Genomic DNA, 17,206 nt, shown 5'->3' with positions numbered 1-17,206 from the left:
CGAGCGTAACCGCAGCGATTTCCGGTCGGCCAGGAGAAAAGTCCCGGCACGGTAACGCCCCGCTCGCTCCAGGATCGAAAGGGAAAGCAGAGAGAAAACAGATCGATCGATTACCGGAGATGTTCCGAAGAGTGACCCGAGAGTGTGCCGTTACTGTGTCATTACAGAGGAAACAGCAGGTAGATGGTGTGAATGCTAGGGTCTGCCGCACAGCTGGGCAGAAAAACAAACGGAGAGGAAAACCCGGTGGTCGAGAAACTCGAACTGGCGGAACCGCACCTTGCCGGATGGCTGTCCTCACTCGGACTCGGCGTCGAATACGTCCGTTCTCAGGGAAACACCCTCTTCTACCGCGACGACCAGGGCACGGAAATCCCCGTACTCGACCTGGTGGGCGGCTACGGCTCGGCGATACTCGGGCACAACAATCCCGAGATCGTGGCCTACGCGAAGTCCCTGCTCGACCAGGGGACGCCGATCCACGCACAGTTCTCCAGGCACCCGTACGCCAATGACCTGGCCTGGAAGATCAACACCATCATCCGGCGTGAGTTCGGTACGTCCGAGCACTACTCGGCGGTCTTCGCCAACAGCGGCGCCGAGGCCGTCGAGGTGGCGGTCAAGCACGCCGAACTCGACCGTGTGATGAAACTGGCCGCACTGGCGGAGGAGATCGACGCCAACCTGGAGAAGGCCCGCGCGGCGGTACGGTCCGGCGCCCGGCTCCACGCGGAGAACGCGCCCGAACTGCTGGGCGCCGAGGCGCCGGTGCCGGCCGACCCCGACGTGGACGCGGCGGACGCCATGGCCGCCCTCGACCGCCTCATCGACGCCGTCAAGAGCGCCAACAGCGAGCGCATGACCGCCCCGCCGGTGTTCCTGGCCCCGGAGGGCTCCTTCCACGGAAAGCTCGTCGGCAGCATCCAGCTCACCCACAACGTCGGCTACCGCGCCCCCTTCACCGCCCTGGCCGCCCAGTGCCGCTTCGTGCCCCTGGACCGCCCCGAGGTGCTGGAGAAGATCGTCGCCGAGGAGCGGAAGACCCTTCTGGACCTCACGGTCGACCAGGACGTCGTACGCCTCACCGAGCGCGAACTGCCGGTCATCTGCGCCTTCGTGCTCGAACCCATCCAGGGCGAGGCCGGCATCCATGTCCTCGACCGGGCCGCCGTACGCAGGATCCAGCAGGTCTGCGCCGGCATCGACTGCCCGATCATCGTGGACGAGGTGCAGAGCGGCATGGGCCGCTCCGGCGCGTTCTTCGCCAGTTCGCACCTCGGCCTCCAGGGCGATTACTTCACCCTCGCCAAGAGCCTCGGCGGCGGCATCGCCAAGGCAGCGCTGACGCTGATCCGAGGCTCGCGCTACCGCACCGACTTCGAACTCGTCCACAGCTCGACCTACGCCAAGGACAGCTTCTCCACCCTCATCGCCGGCCGCACGGTGGACCTGCTGGAGGCCGACGACGGCAGGGCGTACCGTCTGGCCGCCGAGCGCGGCGACCAACTACTCGCGATGCTGGGCAGGCTGAAGGACGAGTTCGGCGACATCGTCAAGGACGTCCGGGGCAAGGGCCTGATGATCGGCCTGGAGTTCCACGACCAGTCCGACTCCACCTCGGAGATCATCCGCGAACAGGCGCGTGCGGGCCTGCTCGGCTACCTCTTCGCCGGCTATCTCCTGCGCGCCCACGCGGTCCGCATCTTCCCCACGGCGAGCGCCACGAACACGCTCCGCCTCGAACCCTCCGTCCACCTCACGGACACCGAGATCGCCCAGGCCGACAAGGCCCTGCGCGACCTGATCTCCGTACTCGCGAAACAGGACGGGGAGACGCTGCTCCACGCGTGACCGAGGGCGGGCGCGACGGACGAGAACCACGTGCAGGGCAGAGCCATACGAGTGACCGCCCCCGACCCGGCTGGGGTTGGGGGCGGTCGCCGTGGCATTCCTCTCGCGCCGGGCCGTCTCTCGTCCCGTCAGCTGATGTCGGCGCCGTAGACGTGATCGACCGTCATCGTGATGAGCACCCGGCGCTCGGAGACCATCACCGCCCGGTACTCCTCCCAGTCGGGGTGCTCCCCGGCGGCGACGCGGAAGTAGTCCACCAGCGCCTCGACCTCGGGCCCGTGGGGGTCGGTCCCCGGCCCGGTGAGCGTCGCCATGCCCTCGGCGGTGGCCCACTGCATGCCGTCGGAACTGGTCACCTCCAGCGTGGCCCGCGGATCCCGCCGCAGATTCGCCACCTTGGCCGCGCCCGCGCTCGTCGACACATGGATGACGCCTGCGTTCTCGTCGTAGAACGGCTGAACGGGAGAGAGCTGCGGACGCCCGTCCGCCTTGATGGTCGCGAGCACACCGAGCCGGCTCTTCACCAGCAGCGCACGGGGGTTGAAGGAGGTAGCGGTCATGCAAGGATCATCGATCTCCCCACGGGTGAGAAGTCAAGGCCCGACGACCGCACTGGCTTGGGATGACCCCCTTTCGTCCTGAGACAGCCGTTCAACAGCCCACAAGGTCCAGGCAGCCGCACCACCGAACGGAGCAAGTCGCATGGCACCCGCAGGATCACGCTCCACCCGACTCACCACCCACGGAACCGTCTCCACCGCCCTGGCCGCACTCGGCGACGACACCCTCCACACACTCCTGGACACGGCCGAGCCACTCGGCTCCGGCATCGGCGGCAAGTCGGCCCTGCTGGAGATCGAGGGCACCCCGGTCTTCGTGAAACGCGTCCCCCTCACCGACCTGGAGAGACAACCGGAGAACGTCCACTCCACGGCCAACCTCTTCGACATCCCCCTTGTCTGCCAGTACGGCATCGGCGGCCCGGGTTTCGGGGCCTGGCGGGAGCTCGCCGCGCAGCGCATGACCACGGAGTGGGTGCTCACGGGGGAGTACGACGGGTTCCCGCTGATGTACCACTGGCGCGTACTGCCGGACTCGACGCCGCTCCCCGAGGAACTGGCCGACGTGGAACGGGCCGTCGCCCGCTGGGACGGCAGCCCACAGGTCCGCCACCGCATCGAGGCCCTTCAGAAGTCCTCGGCGAGCATCGCCCTGTTCCTGGAGTACATCCCGCGGAACCTGCACCAGTGGCTGGGCACCCGGACGACCGCCGGCGCCGAGGCCGCCGACCGCGCCTGCGCGATGGTGGACCGGGAACTGTCCGCGGGCATCTCCTTCATGAACAGCCGAGGCCTGCTCCACTTCGACACCCACTTCCAGAACATCCTGACCGACGGCCACCGCCTCTACTTCACCGACTACGGCCTCGCCCTCTCCTCCCGCTTCGACCTGACCCCAACCGAGTCCGCCTTCTTCGCCCGCCACGAGGGCTACGACCGCTGCTACGCGACGAGCTACCTGGTGAACTGGCTGGTCACCGACCTCTACGGCCGCAACGGGACCGGTGGCGGGCCGGACGGCTACGGCAGCGAGGAGCGCCGGGCCCGGATACACGCGCTGGCCCGGGGCGAGCGCCCCACCGGCATCCCCGAGGTCGCCGCGGCGATCCTCACCCGCGACGCCCCGCTCGCCGAGGTGATGACGACCTTCCTGCACAGGCTCGCGCACGAGAGCCGGGAGACGCCGTATCCCATGGAGGACCTGCGCGCCCTTGAGATCTGAGAGCGACCGATGCCTAAGTGATGCACCTACTTGCCTAAAACTTTTAGGAAGCTGCATAATCGCCGCTGTCATGGCGAGGCGGGCGTCGAGGAAGGTCGGGCAGGGGTCATGGTGCGCGTAGGGCTGACCGTGGAGCGCCTCGCTCAGGCGGGGGCGGAGCTGGCCGACGAGGTCGGGTTCGACCAGGTGACGGTGTCGGAGCTGGCCCGGCGGTTCGACGTCAAGGTGGCGAGCCTGTACTCGCATGTGAAGAACTCCCAGGACCTCAAGACCCGGATCGCCCTGCTCGCCCTGGAGGAACTGGCCGACCGGGCCGCCGAGGCCCTGGCGGGCCGGGCCGGCAAGGACGCGCTCGTCGCCCTTGCCAATGTGTACCGCGACTACGGCCGCGAGCACCCGGGCCGTGCCGCCGCCGCCCGGATGCGGCTCGACCCCGAGACGGCTGCTGCCAGTGCGGGCATCCGGCACGCGCAGATGACCCGGGCGCTCCTGCGCGGCTACGACCTGAGCGAGCCCGACCAGACCCACGCCGTACGGCTGCTGGGCAGCGTCTTCCACGGCTACGTCAGCCTGGAGATCGGCGGCGGCTTCAGTCACAGCGCCCCCGACAGCGAGGAAACCTGGACCCGCGTCCTGGACGCCCTCGACGCATTGCTGCGCAACTGGCCCACTGATCAGCCCGGTTGACGGCTGCCCACCAACTGACCTTCTTCCTCCCTTGATCAACAGGTTGAGCCCATGCACGCGAAGCGCGACTTGATCACCACCCCCATCACCGCCGATCTCCTGCGCGGCGCCCTCGACCTGGAGCGCACCGGGCACGGCGTACTCCCGCACCGGCTGCCCGCGTGGGCCCGCGCCCAGTACCTCGACGACCAGCTGGCCATGGCCGAGTCCCAACCCTCCGGCGTACGGCTGGTCTTCCGCACCCGGGCCACGGTCGTCGAGCTGGACACCCTGCCCACGAAGCGGACGTACGTCGGCGCCCCGCCCCGACCGGACGGCATCTACGACCTGGTCGTGGACGGCCGCCCGGCCGGCCAGGCGAGTGTGGAGGGTGGCAACATCCTGACCACGGACATGACCAGGGGAACGGCAGACCTCCGGCCCGGCAGCCCCGGCACCCTCCGCTTCACGCTCCCGCCGACCGCCCGAGAGACCACTCCGGCCCCTCGGGAGCCCAGCGCATCCGGCCGAGAGGCCACCGCGTCCGGTGAATTCGGCCGAGAGACCACCGCATCCGGCGCCCTCAAAACCGTAGAGATCTGGCTGCCCCACAACGAGACCACCGAACTCAGGGCCCTGCGCACCGATGCCCCCGTGGAGCCCGCGCCGGCCACGGACCGCAGGGTGTGGCTGCACCACGGCAGCTCGATCAGCCATGGCTCCGACGCGGCGAGCCCGACCACCACCTGGCCCGCCCTCGCCGCCTCCCTCGGCGGCGTCGAGCTGATCAACCTGGGCCTGAGCGGAAGCGCGGTACTGGACCCCTTCACGGCCCGCGCCCTGCGCGACACCCCGGCGGACTTGATCAGCGTCAAGATCGGCATCAACATCGTCAACCACGACGTGATGCGGCTACGAGCCTTCACTCCGGCGGTCCACGGCTTCCTGGACACCATCCGAGAAGGCCACCCCACAACTCCCCTCCTGGTCGTGTCCCCCATCCTCTGCCCCATCCACGAGGACACCCCGGGCCCGAGCGCCCCCGACTTCAGCGACCTCGCCGAGGGCCGCCTCCGCTTCCGCGCGATGGGCGACCCGACGGAAACCGCGAGCGGCAAACTGACCCTCCGCGTGATCCGCGAAGAACTCTCCGACCTGGTCTCCCACCGCTCCCGCAACGACCCCCACCTCTACTACTTGGACGGCCGCGCCCTCTACGGCCCGTCGGACACCACGCTCCTCCCCCTCCCCGACGACCTACACCCGGACGCCCCCACCCACCGCGTCATGGCAGAACGTTTCGCCACCCTGACCTTCACAGCCAAGGGCGCCTTCGGCGCCGCGCAAGGGGGTCGAAGGGGCACAGCCCCTGGATGGGGGTCCCCCCGCTCGAGCGAAGCCGAGAGTGGGGGGAGGGACGGGTAGGGGCGGCGGGGGCGAGAAACCCCCTGGGCCACACCCCCCACCCGCCGGATAAAGTTCGCCCCATGCGCGATCTAGCGGCGGGTTTCAGCTACCTCGTACAAGGCCAACGCTGGGTGGCCAGGCACGGCAAACAGTACGGCTTCGGCCTCGTCCCCGGCCTGATCACCCTCATCCTCTACCTGGCCGCCCTCACCGCCCTGGCCCTCTGGTCCCCGGACTTCATCACCTGGACCACCCCCTTCGCGGACGACTGGCCCAGCCCCTGGCTGGGCCTCTTCCGCGGCTTCCTGACCGCCGTACTCTTCGCCCTCGCCCTCCTCCTCGCGGTCATCACCTTCACCGCGGTGACCCTCCTGATAGGCCAGCCCTTCTACGAGAACCTCTCCGAGAAGGTCGACCGGGACGTCTCCCCCGACGGCACGGCACCGGAGTCGAACCTGCCGCTGTGGCGGGAGCTGTGGATCTCGGCCCGCGACAGCCTCCGCGTCGTCGTACGGGCGGCCTTGTGGGGCGTGCTGCTCTTCGCGCTGGGCTTCGTCCCGTTCATCGGCCAGACGGTCGTCCCGGTGATCGGCTTCTTCGTCACCGGCTTCTTCCTCACCGAGGAGCTGACCGCGGTCGCCCTCCAGCGCCGCGGCGTCGATCTCCGCGCCCGCCTCGCCCTCCTCCGCTCCCGCAAGACCCTGGTCTGGGGTTTCGGCACACCGCTGGGCCTCGCCTTCCTGGTGCCGTTCGTCGCCGTCTTCCTGATGCCGGGCGCGGTGGCGGGCGCCACCCTCATGGCCCGCGATCTGCTGGGCGAGGAGACGACCGACGAGAACGAGAACGAGGGCAACGGGACCCGCGCCCAACCCCATCCGCCGCACCCCAGCACCACGTTCCGCAAGCCGGAGGTCGGCGCATGAATCCGCACCCGTGACGAGGTGAAGGCCGACCATTGACTGGCTACTGGCGTCGATGACTAGCTACTGGCGTCGACGGCGACCGCCACGATCGCCCGCACCTGCGCGATGATGTCCAGCCGGTTCCGTACGAACTCGGAATCGGTCACGGCCCCGGTCGCCGGATCGGTGTTGCCCGTCCCGAACTGCGGCACCGGCGTGTGCACATGACCACCCGGCAGCACGTCACGCAGTCCCAGCCGGTCGCGCAGCAGGGTCGCCCGGTAGGCGATCTCGTTGGACAGATAGTCCCCGCCGCCCCCGGCCCGCGCGGTCGATCCGGGCGTCGGGCCCTGCGGCCGGACGACCGCCGTGGTACCGCCCGCCGGGATCTCGGTCACGCTGGTGTTGTCGTACACCGGGAAACGCCCCGTGCCCGCGCGGACGATCGCCTCGTACGGCAGGGTCGTCGACGTCCACTGCGGCTGCGAGGCCGGGTCGGTGACCGGGATGGTCCCGGTCCGTCCGATGTTGTCGTTGTCGGCGAAGCCGCCGCGCCAGGCCCCGTTGGTCCGCTCGATGTCGAACCGCCCGACCCGCCCCTGGCTCACGGTGGTGAAGAGATCCACCTTCTTCAGATACGGCCGGAGCGCCCGCTCCACCGTGCCGTCCGCGAAGTCCTGCCACCGCACGGGAAAGACGACGGTCTCGACCCGCGCGGGCCCGTCGGCGGTCTGGATCACCGTCCCGTCGAGGGCGAGCGCGGTGGCCCCGGACGGATTCGAGATCCGCACGTCCCGATCCAACGTGAACGGATCGAACCCGGTGACGAGCACCCGCTTGATCCCCTTCCCGGCGGCCTCCTTTCCGCCAACACCCTTCCCGGCCGGAAACCGTATGGCGGTCTGCCCACGCGAGGTCCGCTCCAACTCGTCGATGAGCGCGGCCCGTTGCCCGTCACTCAGCCCGAACCCCGGCTCCCACCCCCGCACTTCCCGCGTCATCCCGAGCCGGGCCCAGTACAGGGGCCGGTCGTCGTCCCGGCTCAAGTCACCACCGGCCGGCCCCCGCCCCTGGGCCCGGTCGACCGCCCGCCGCCACAGCGCCGACCCCTCCCGTACGACGATCCGGCGGGCCTGCGCGTACGACCGCGCCGAGTCCAGCGCCCGTGCCAACGCCGGGGCCACGGTGTCGAAGCCGGAGCGCCGCAGGATCTCCTGCGGCACGGCCCGGTCGAGCCGTTGCTCCTCGACGGTGGGGGATGCCGCCGAGGCCGTGCCGGGTGCCGCCGTGGCGGGCGCCGCGAGGCCACCGCCGGCCAACAGCGCCGCCAGCCCGGTCACACCGATTCTGCCGATCCGAACGCGTAGGTGAGTCAAGGGAGTTCGTACCCTTCCGTCGCTGTGGGGGAGTCGTCGACGGCCGCAGTATCGCGTGACGGATGGGACGTACGCCATGGGTGGGCTGGGTGGGGGAGGGGAGCGGTTTCGTTCACGTATGCGATGGGGTTGTGAACAGGTGGTGATCGACGGCACATGAGCATGTTCTGGCGTGCATGAGTTGAGTCTTTGGGCGGTGGCAGGCGCAATCAAGTGAAGGGAACGGAAGTTCTCGCCTCGAATGCGTGACCTTCACTGGTGGTGGTCGTTGGGCGTGGTGACGGATTTGTGCGGCACCGGGTGGGGGTGGCGGGGTGGGTGGGCTGCGGGAGGTGGCGGCGCCGTTCGTGGTGCCCGGCCCCACGGGGGTCGCGATCCGGACCCGGCTCAAGCACCTGACCGCCGAGGACGAGAAGGTGCTGCGTCTGGTCGGCGACCATCTGGGTTCGCTGGCCTCCCGGGATCTGAAGGCGCGGTGCGCCGTCGGGCTGGGGCACGGCAGTGAGCAGTGGGCCGAGCGCAAGCGTGTCCTGACCGAGGAGTCCTCCTCGCGGTGGGCGGGGTCGATCACGAAGTCCACCCACGATCAGTGGGCGCTGGCGCGGCGCGGTCAGCTCGCCCACATCCACAGCCTTCAGGCGGGTGTGCGGACGATCGCGCACCGGCTGTCCCTTCCGGTCGGGGAGAAAGGCAGCAAACGCGCTCCGGGCGGCTACGGCAGCAAGCAGGAGTGGTTCGCCAAGTCCCGCCGTCTGCGGGTGCTCGACGAGCGGCTTGAGGCGGCGCGGGCCGATTGGGATGCCGGGGTGGTGCGGGTGGTGCGGGGCGGGAAGGGGCTGCTGAACACCCGCCACCACCTGGATGCCGCTCGGCTCACCGAGGAGCAGTGGCGGCAGCGGTGGCAGGCCGGGCGCCGCTTCCTGCAGGCGGACGGGGAGTCCGGCAAGCGGTTCGGCAACGAGACCGTCCGCGTCACTCCCGGCGGTGAGGTGTCGCTCAGGCTGCCCGCGCCGCTGGCGCATCTGGCGAACGCCCCGCACGGCCGCTACGTGCTGACCGCCCGTGTGGGGTTCGCGCACCGGGGTGAGCAGTGGGCCGACCGCATCCAGGCGAACCGGGCCGTCGCCTACCGCATCCACGAAGACACCGGCCGGGGCCGCTGGTACCTGACCGCCTCCTGGACCATCCCCCCGGCCCCGGCGGTGCCGCTGGAGGCGGCCCGCGCAGGTGGTCTGGTCGGCGTGGACACCAACGCCGATCACCTGGCCGCCTGGCGCATCGACCTCACGGCAACCCCATCGGCGCACCACGCCGCTTCGGCTACGACCTCACCGGCACCACCCAGCGCCGCGACGCCCAGATCCGCCACGCCCTGATCCGTCTGCTGTACTGGGCCAAGCGTCACGGCTTGGCGATCGCGGTCGAGGACCTCGACTTCGCCGCGGAGAAGACCCGCGAGAAGCACGGCCGCAAGAAGCGGTTCCGCAACCTGATCTCCGGCCTGCCCGTCGGCAGGCTGCGGGCCCGCCTGGCGAGCATGGCGGCCGAACTCGGCATCCCGGTCATCGCCGTCGACCCCGCCTACACCAGCCGCTGGGGCGCCCAGCACTGGCAGAAACCCCTCACCACCAAGACCAGGAAGGCCACACGCCACCATGCGGCAGCGGTGGCGATCGGAAGACGCGCCCTGGGGCACCCGGTCCGGCGACGGACGGCACCGCCCCCTGCTCACCGGAGTGATGAGCAGGGGCATCGGACCGTCCAGGCCGAACCGGCGGCCCCAGAGTGTGAGGGAACCCGCCCCCGCATTCCCGGACCACGGACACGATCCGTGCGCGCCGGGCGCGGAGCGAATGCGGGGGACCAGTGTGCCCAGAACCGTTCGGGGCACGCGGCTGAGCATGGGTCCTGGCGACAGGACTCACTCCCGCTCAGTCTCTAGGAACGGTAAGTGGAAGAGGCGCCGCTGGGACGAGGCGTCGACCCTTGTTCGACCATGTCCGCCCAGAGACGCCACCCCGTTCCGCCAAGGGAAGTTGACCACCACGGGGGAGTCCTGACGCTGTGCGCACTCGCGGCGGCCCTGGCCCTGCTCTTCGGCGGCGTCCTCTTCTGGCTGATGGAACTGATGGTCACCCAGGCGCTGATGGCCGCCCTCATGGGCCGGAGCACACCGGAGATCGTGTCCTTCGTCCTGGGAGCCGTGACGCACGCGGCGGTCAGGGCCCCGTACCTGGTCTGCGCCGCGACCCTCGCGGCCGTGCTCTCCCTGCTGGGCCAGGCCCTGGTCCCGAACCCCGGCGCACGCCGCGAACTACGCCGCACAGTGGGCCAAGGCGCACTCTGGGGCCTCTGCCTCATGGCGGTGCTGGTCCATCTCGGACTCGCCGGAGTGGGCGCCCTCGGTCTGTTCGTCGTGACCGGCGCACAGATCGTCCTGGCGATCCTGACGGGCCGTCGTCCCCGGGCCGAGGGACTGGCCTTCGCCCACGCCGTACTGGCGACCGCCCTCGCCGGAACCCTGGCCTTCACCGGCTCCGAGACGATCCTCTCCTTGATGGACTGCTGGTCAGGCCGTTGCTCCGCCCCCGACGCCACCTACGCGACCGTCTACCTGGCCCTGCCCATCTTCAGCGCCCTGCTCATCGCCTCCTGCGTCCCCTCGGCCCGCAGAGGCCGCCGCACCCCCGGCCGAGTCCCCGGTCCCTAGCCGCGGCCAGGTCGGGCCGGGGGCGGGTCACGGGGCGGGCCGGTTCGCGCCAGGCCCTCAGCCCCGGCCCTCGCCCAGCAGCGCGAGGAAGTCCCGGAACGCCCCCGGCATGTCCACCGACTCCGGGTCCAGCAGCCACTGGTACTGCAACCCGTCCATCACGGCCACGAGCAGGGGCGCCGTGCGCTCCGGGGTGAGCCCGTTCGGCAGGCGGTCGCCGTACTCGGCGCGCAGCCCCTCCGCCATCGTGGCGCGCACCTGCTCGTACCGCTCGGTGAAGTACTCGCGCGCCGGATGCCCCTCGGTGACACTCTCGCCGAGCAGTGCCGAGAAGGTCTGGATGATGCCGGGCCGCATCGCGTTGTACTCCACCAGCGGGGCGAGCAGGTCGATCCGCCACTTGGTGCCCGGCACGGCGTCCCACTGGTCGCGTTCCTTGAGCACGGCGACCAGCAGCGCCTCCTTCGTCGGGAAGTGGTGCAGCAGCCCCTGCTGGGTGAGCCCGACGCGCTCGGCCACCGCGGCCAGGCTCGCCCCCCGGTAACCGCGCTCGGCGATCACCTCCAGGGCGGCCCGGACGATCTCGGCGCGCCGATCCTCACTCCTGGGCCTGACGTTCATGACGTCACCGTACGCCATCTCCACGGATTCATATAACGGCAGGATAACGAAACCTACCGCTCCACAGGTAACGGGTGCACGATGAGAGGCACCGCACGGACCGAGTCCAGGAGGACCCCATGACGGGCACCCACTCCACCGCGGCCGACGCCGCTCGCGAGGCCGTCGTCGACGCAGCCCTCGCCAAGCTCGACCTCGACGCCAAGGCCCGGCTGCTCGCCGGTCAGGACATGTGGACGCTGCCCGCGCTCCCGGAGATCGGCCTGGAGTCCCTGGTCATGTCGGACGGCCCGATCGGCGTACGAGGGGTGCGCTGGACCGCCGACGACCCGTCCGTCGCGCTGCCCTCCCCGACCGCCCTCGCCGCCACCTGGGACCCCGAACTCGCCCGCAGGGCAGGTGTGCTGCTCGCCCAGGAGGCCCGCCGCAAGGGCGTCCACGTCCTCCTCGCCCCCACCGTCAACCTGCACCGCTCCCCGCTGGGCGGCCGTCACTTCGAGGCGTACAGCGAGGACCCGTACCTCACCGGCGCGATCGGCTCCGGCTATGTGAACGGCGTACAGTCCGGCGGCGTCGGCACCACGGTCAAGCACTTCGTCGCCAACGACGCCGAGACCGACCGCTTCACGGTGAACAACCTGGTCTCCGAACGCGCCCTGCGCGAGCTGTACCTGGCCCCCTTCGAGGCGATCGTCGCGAACGCCCACCCCTGGGGCATCATGACCGCCTACAACACGGTCAACGGCACCACGATGAGCGAGCACCACTACCTCGTGAACGAGGTCCTGCGCGGCGAGTGGGGCTTCGACGGCTTCAACGTCTCCGACTGGCTGGCCGCCCGCTCCACCACCGGCGCCATCAACGGCGGCCTCGACGTCGCCATGCCCGGCCCCGTCACCGTCTACGGCGAGGCCCTGGCCGCCGCCGTACGCGCGGGCGAGGTCGAGGAGGCCAAGGTCGACGAGGCGGTACGCCGGGTCCTGCGTCTCGCCGCCCGCGTCGGCATCCTGGAGGGCGCCGACCCGGTGGTGGCCGAACCGCCCGCGCCGGTCGACGGCGAGGCCCTGGCCCGCGAGATCGCCCGCCGCTCCTTCGTCCTCGTACGCAACGAGCGCGCCGCCCTGCCCCTGCGGCCGGGCGGCACGGTGGCGTTGATCGGCGCCGCGGCCCGGGACGCCCGAGTCCTCGGCGGCGGCTCCGCCACGGTCTTCCCCGCCCGGATCGTCTCCCCCCTCGACGGCCTGACCGCCGCCCTCCCCGAGGGCACCCTGACGTACGCCGTCGGCGCCGATCCGAACACCGAACTGGCCGTGGCCGACAAGGGGTTCACGCTCCGCGCGATCTGCCGCGACACGCAGGGCCATGTCATCGGCACGGCCTCAGCCCCCAACGGTCAGGTCCAGTGGATGGGTTCGGACCTCCCCGAGGGCGTCACCCACGACACCCTCCACACCGTCGAGCTGACCGGTACCTTCACCCCGCGCGACACCGGCATCCACACCTTCGGCATCAAGGGCCTCGGCGCCTTCCGGCTCACCGTCGACGGCACGACCCACTTCGACGACGTCCAGAGCACCGACAAGGACGACCCCTTCGTCTCGTTCTTCGGCGCCCCGGTATCCCGCGCCCAGGTCGAACTCACCACGGGCCGGCCTGTGGAGGTCTCCCTGGCCCATGTCGTCGAGTTCCCCGAGGACGTCGCGTTCAAGGTCATCTCCTTCGCCTTCTGCCACCAGGAGCCCCGGCGCTACCCCGACGACCTGATCGCCGAGGCGGTCGAGACCGCCCGAGCCGCCGACACGGCGGTGGTGGTCGTGGCCACCACGGAGCGGGTCGAGTCCGAGGGCTTCGACCGCAAGGACCTCCACCTCCCCGGCCGCCAGGACGACCTGGTCCGAGCCGTGGCCGCCGCCAACCCCAACACCGTGGTGATCGTCAACTCCGGCTCCCCGGTGGAACTGCCGTGGCGCGACGACGTAGCCGCGATCCTGCTGAGCTGGTTCCCCGGCCAGGAGGGCGGCGCGGCCCTGGCCGACGTCCTCACCGGCACCCATGAACCGGGCGGACGCCTCCCCACCACCTGGGGCTCGCTCCCGGACGCCCCGGTCACCCGGGTGATCCCCGCGAACGGCGAACTCCCCTACACCGAGGACGTGTTCATCGGCTACCGGGCCTGGGAGCGCGAGGGCAGGACCCCGTCGTACCCCTTCGGCCACGGCCTCGGCTACACCGACTGGACCTACGAGTCCATCGAGATCACGGAGGGCGGCACGACGGCACGGGTCCGCGTCCGCAACACGGGCGACAGGCCGGGCCGCGAGGTCGTCCAGCTCTACCTGACCCCCACCACCCCGGACCCCGACCGCCCCACCCGCTGGCTGGCAGGCTTCGGCAGCGCCGAGGTGGCCCCCGGCGAAACGGCAGAGGTGGTCGTCGAACTACCGCGCCGAGCCTTCGAGACGTGGGACGAGACGACCAACTCCTGGGTGCGGGCGAAGGGTTCGTACGAGGTGGAGGCAGGCCGCTCGATCGAGGACCGCCGCGTCACGGTGACGATCGAGGCCCCGTAGGGCGACGACAAGCTCGGGGGCGCGACCAGCCCCCACCGTCCCGCAGCCGACCGACAACCCCTAACGCACCCCGAACCCATAAACGGTCTCCGACCGATACACGCCGCCCGGCCACAGCTCCGTACCAGGGAACTGCGGCCGGTTGGGCGAGTCGGGAAAGTGCTGCGTCTCCAACGCGATCCCGTCCCCGGGCCCGAACGGCCCCTCCAGATGATCCGCCGTGTACAACTGCATCCCCGGCTCGGTGGTGGCCACGCTCAACACCCGACCCGACCCCGGCTCGAAGAGCTCCGCGACCACCTCGGCGCTCCCCGAGACCCCCTTGTCGAGCACGAAGTTGTGGTCATACCCGGCCCCCACCTCCCGACCCACCCGAAAGTCGAACCGAGTCCCCTCCACCGAGGTCAACTCACCCGTAGGAATGAGGTCGGCGTCCACGGGGGTGACCCGGGACGCGTCGATCCGCAGCTCATGCCCGCCCGCACTCCCGGAGCCGGCCCCCGCCAGATTCCAGTACGAGTGGTTGGTGAGGTTCACGACGGTGGGCGCGTCGGTGACGGCCTCGTACGAGATCCGCAGCGCACGACCGTCCTCGTCGAGGATGTACGTGGCGGACACCTCGAGCCGCCCGGGAAACCCTTCCTCCCCGTCCGGACTGACCCGCGACAGCCGTACGCCGCAACGGCCCTCAACGGCCTCCGCGTTCCATATCCGCTTGTCGAACCCGAGTGGACCGCCGTGCAGGGAGTTCGGCGGGTTGTTGCACTCCAGTTCGTACGTCCGGCCGTCCAACGTGAACCGCCCCCGGGCGATCCGGTTGGCGTACCGCCCGATGAGCGCCCCGTAGAACGGCCCGGCATTCCGCAGATACCCGTCGAGGTCGGCGAACCCCAGCACCACGTCCACGGCCCGCCCCGCACGGTCGGGGACCTCGACCGACTGCACGATCCCGCCGTACGTCAGGACGCGCACCCGCGTGCCGCCCCGCTCCAGCGTCCAGCGATGAACAGGCGTGCCGTCGGAAAGTGTGCCGAAAAGTTCGCTCATGAACGAAACCCTAGGTCACACGCCCTTCCCGCTCACCACCCGATACGCGATCTCCGCCAGCCGGGCCTGCCCGTCCACGCTCGGATGGAACCAGTCCCACTGGCTGAGCTGCTTCTGCCCGAAGCGGTAGTCGAAGACGGCGTCCCCGTCGTAGCGGCAGTAGCGGTCCTTGGCGCACACATCACGGAGGACGTCGTTGTAGGCCTCCACCCGGTCCTGCACGGCGTCGCGCCGCTCGGTCGCCGCGGCGGTCATCACATCGGGTTCGGCCAGCATGGACGGGCAGATGCCGAGCTTCCAGACCTGCTTGCCGACCGGGTTCGTACGGCCCTCGGACCACAGCCGCTTCAGATCGGGCACGCTCGCCACGAACACCTGCGTCTTGGGCAGCGCGTCCCGCAGGGAGGCCATCGCGTCCTCGAAGTCGGCACGGAAGTCGGCGACGGGGGTCATGGCGTCGACGGTCGCACGGCACGCGTCGTTCGCACCGATCATCACGGTGACCAACTCGGGCCTGCGGGTCGCCGCCCGCGCCATCTGGCTCGGCAGATCGGCCATCCGGGCCCCGGTGACCGCGTAGTTCCAGCTCCGCTCGACGGCGCCCGACGCGCCCAGCAGCCGTACGGCGAGACTGTCGACCGAGGCGTCGCTGCCGGTGGCCCAGGACACCTCGGGGCAGTCGGACAGCACCTGGCACGCGTCGAAGCCACGGGTGATGGAGTCACCGACGGCCGCGAGCGACTCCGGGGTGGTGTCCCAGGCCGGCGTCGGCGTGGGCTTCACGGTGGGCCGGGACTTCGCCTCGGTGGCCTCGGGCCCGGAGGAGCTGCCACCACTGGCGTCACACGCGGCGGTACCCAGCAGGACCGCCGCCAGGACGGCACCGACCCCCGCCCTCGAACGGTGCCGTCGCTTCCGCATCCTTGGTCCCCTCTTCGGTCGTACACGTGCGAGTCCCCACCCATGACAACGCATGAGAGTTCCCGACGGGGAGACAAGACGGCCCTGACACGTAAAAAAGGGACGGATGTGACGCAGGATGGAACTGTTCGATCCCCCCGAGCGTCACCTCGGGTGGCTGTGTCTTCCCGGGGGATGCGATTCCGATCGGCGGCCGCGCCGCGGACCGGACCCCAGCCGAGAGGCAGAGACGCGTCCCGCCGGGTGAAACCGGGCTCGTTCCCGGCGCTGGCTCCGACGGTACGTCACACTCCCTGCCCCGCCGCACGGTAGCCTCGCCACGTGGCTGCTCCGCCACGGCCGCTCCGCCCAACAACAAGATGTCCTGCTCTGTGGAGGCCCCGGTGACGACACGTGGAGTTCTGTACGTGCACTCCGCGCCGCGTGCGCTGTGCCCGCACGTCGAGTGGGCCGTCGCGGGTGTCCTCGGGACGCGGGTGAACCTCGACTGGATCCGCCAGCCGGCCGCGCCGGGCACCTGGCGCTCCGAGTTCTCCTGGCAGGGCCAGGCCGGCACCGCCTCCAAGCTCGCGTCCGCACTGCGCGGCTGGCACCTCCTCCGCTTCGAAGTGACCGCCGAACCCTGCGCCACAGCCGAGGGCGAACGCTACAGCTGCACCCCCGACCTGGGCATCTTCCACGCGGTCACGGGCATCCACGGCGACATCCTGATCCCGGAGGACCGCCTGCGCGCCGCTCTGACGAGGTCTCAGCACGGTGAAACGGACCTGGAAGCGGAGATCGCCAAGCTCCTGGGCAAGCCCTGGGACGACGAGTTGGAGCCGTTCCGCTACGCGGGAGAGGGCGCCCCGGTCCGCTGGCTGCACCAGGTGGTGTGACGGCTGCTCAGCATGGCTGAAGGCTCTTAATGATCGTCGCGGGCGCTGCGGGCGCGTGCCGCACGCCATTCGGGCGCCAGAACGGACCATATCTCCAAGTCGTGCCGGACCCCTCGGTGGGGATACCTCTCGCGCTGCACCCCGTCGCGGGACATCCCCAGCCGCCGGGCCACGTTCAGGCTGGGCCGGTTCCCGGAGGCCGCGATCCACTCGACCCGGTGGATGCCGCGTACGTCGACCGCCCAGTCGATCAGGATCCGCATCGCGCGCGTGACCAGCCCCCGCCCCGTACCGGCGGGTTCGAGCCAGCACCCGACCTCGCAGTTGGCGTTCTCCGCGTCGAAGTTGAGGAAGAGGACGCCGCCGACGAGCTTCCCGTCGAGCCAGATGCCGTGCAGGGAGCCGGTGTCGGCGGCGCGCATGTCCGCGTACCGCTGGAGCACCGCACGGGCGGAGGGCACGTCCGTGGCGGTCG

At 70.4% G+C, this 17,206-nt stretch carries 14 protein-coding genes and 1 pseudogene; 9 read left to right on the top strand and 6 right to left on the bottom strand.

Annotation, left to right across the window (positions count from 1 at the left end):
• Positions 1-246: 246 nt before the first annotated feature.
• Positions 247-1,851, top strand: coding sequence for an aspartate aminotransferase family protein (locus tag STRIP9103_RS29235; RefSeq protein WP_009326427.1), 1,605 nt, complete (start codon positions 247-249; stop codon positions 1,849-1,851).
• Between the two features lie 128 nt (positions 1,852-1,979).
• Here STRIP9103_RS29235 and STRIP9103_RS29230 read toward each other — a convergent pair whose 3' ends face one another.
• Positions 1,980-2,411, bottom strand: coding sequence for a PPOX class F420-dependent oxidoreductase (locus STRIP9103_RS29230; protein ID WP_009326425.1), 432 nt, complete (start codon positions 2,409-2,411; stop codon positions 1,980-1,982).
• A 142-nt stretch (positions 2,412-2,553) separates the two neighbouring features.
• On the opposite strand from STRIP9103_RS29230, the gene STRIP9103_RS29225 reads away from it, so the two are divergent.
• From STRIP9103_RS29225 to STRIP9103_RS29210, 4 genes are all read left to right on the top strand, one after another.
• On the top strand, positions 2,554-3,633 hold the full coding sequence (locus tag STRIP9103_RS29225; RefSeq protein ID WP_009326435.1) for a protein kinase family protein: 1,080 nt from the start codon (positions 2,554-2,556) through the stop codon (positions 3,631-3,633).
• A 108-nt stretch (positions 3,634-3,741) separates the two neighbouring features.
• Positions 3,742-4,320, top strand: a complete 579-nt coding sequence (locus STRIP9103_RS29220) for a TetR/AcrR family transcriptional regulator (protein ID WP_009326421.1) — start codon at positions 3,742-3,744, stop codon at positions 4,318-4,320.
• A gap of 51 nt (positions 4,321-4,371) precedes the next feature.
• A complete protein-coding gene (locus STRIP9103_RS29215) occupies positions 4,372-5,724 on the top strand; it encodes a GDSL-type esterase/lipase family protein (protein WP_009326432.1) in 1,353 nt (450 codons plus the stop codon).
• Between the two features lie 62 nt (positions 5,725-5,786).
• Positions 5,787-6,629 (top strand): EI24 domain-containing protein, encoded by an 843-nt coding sequence (locus STRIP9103_RS29210; RefSeq protein ID WP_009326422.1) that lies wholly within the window; start codon positions 5,787-5,789, stop codon positions 6,627-6,629.
• Positions 6,630-6,685: 56 nt separating this feature from the next.
• Here the strand turns inward: STRIP9103_RS29210 and STRIP9103_RS29205 are convergent, their stop codons facing one another.
• Positions 6,686-7,984: a pyroglutamyl-peptidase I gene (locus STRIP9103_RS29205; protein ID WP_048821198.1), complete on the bottom strand. Its 1,299-nt coding sequence runs from the start codon at positions 7,982-7,984 to the stop codon at positions 6,686-6,688.
• A gap of 314 nt (positions 7,985-8,298) precedes the next feature.
• Here STRIP9103_RS29205 and STRIP9103_RS29200 point away from each other — a divergent pair.
• Positions 8,299-9,926 (top strand): annotated as a pseudogene (locus STRIP9103_RS29200) (IS200/IS605 family accessory protein TnpB-related protein).
• A 54-nt stretch (positions 9,927-9,980) separates the two neighbouring features.
• Positions 9,981-10,694 carry a hypothetical protein gene (locus tag STRIP9103_RS29195; RefSeq protein WP_009326417.1) on the top strand — a complete coding sequence of 238 codons (714 nt, stop codon included), beginning with the start codon at positions 9,981-9,983 and terminating at the stop codon, positions 10,692-10,694.
• A 57-nt stretch (positions 10,695-10,751) separates the two neighbouring features.
• Here the strand turns inward: STRIP9103_RS29195 and STRIP9103_RS29190 are convergent, their stop codons facing one another.
• On the bottom strand, positions 10,752-11,333 hold the full coding sequence (locus STRIP9103_RS29190) for a TetR/AcrR family transcriptional regulator (RefSeq protein WP_048821197.1): 582 nt from the start codon (positions 11,331-11,333) through the stop codon (positions 10,752-10,754).
• A gap of 101 nt (positions 11,334-11,434) precedes the next feature.
• On the opposite strand from STRIP9103_RS29190, the gene STRIP9103_RS29185 reads away from it, so the two are divergent.
• The gene (locus STRIP9103_RS29185; RefSeq protein ID WP_009326437.1) at positions 11,435-13,885 is read left to right on the top strand and encodes a beta-glucosidase; all 2,451 of its coding nucleotides are present in this window, start codon (positions 11,435-11,437) and stop codon (positions 13,883-13,885) included.
• Between the two features lie 60 nt (positions 13,886-13,945).
• On the opposite strand, the gene STRIP9103_RS29180 is transcribed toward STRIP9103_RS29185, so the two are convergent.
• On the bottom strand, positions 13,946-14,932 hold the full coding sequence (locus STRIP9103_RS29180) for an aldose epimerase family protein (protein WP_009326436.1): 987 nt from the start codon (positions 14,930-14,932) through the stop codon (positions 13,946-13,948).
• A gap of 15 nt (positions 14,933-14,947) precedes the next feature.
• Complete coding sequence (locus STRIP9103_RS29175) at positions 14,948-15,853, bottom strand: SGNH/GDSL hydrolase family protein (protein ID WP_009326418.1); 906 nt, start codon at positions 15,851-15,853, stop codon at positions 14,948-14,950.
• 383 nt (positions 15,854-16,236) lie between these two features.
• Here STRIP9103_RS29175 and STRIP9103_RS29170 point away from each other — a divergent pair, with 383 nt between their 5' ends.
• Complete coding sequence (locus STRIP9103_RS29170; RefSeq protein WP_009326429.1) at positions 16,237-16,731, top strand: DUF3145 domain-containing protein; 495 nt, start codon at positions 16,237-16,239, stop codon at positions 16,729-16,731.
• 26 nt (positions 16,732-16,757) lie between these two features.
• Here STRIP9103_RS29170 and STRIP9103_RS29165 read toward each other — a convergent pair.
• Positions 16,758-17,206 (bottom strand): GNAT family N-acetyltransferase (locus STRIP9103_RS29165; RefSeq protein ID WP_048821196.1); only part of this gene is annotated, 449 nt, incomplete at its 5' end.

This window comes from Streptomyces ipomoeae 91-03, assembly GCF_000317595.1.
In the GTDB taxonomy this organism is placed as follows: Bacteria; Actinomycetota; Actinomycetes; order Streptomycetales; family Streptomycetaceae; genus Streptomyces; species Streptomyces ipomoeae.
The sequence above is the reverse complement of the archived record's forward strand: the minus strand, read 5'-3'. Positions and strand labels throughout refer to the sequence as shown.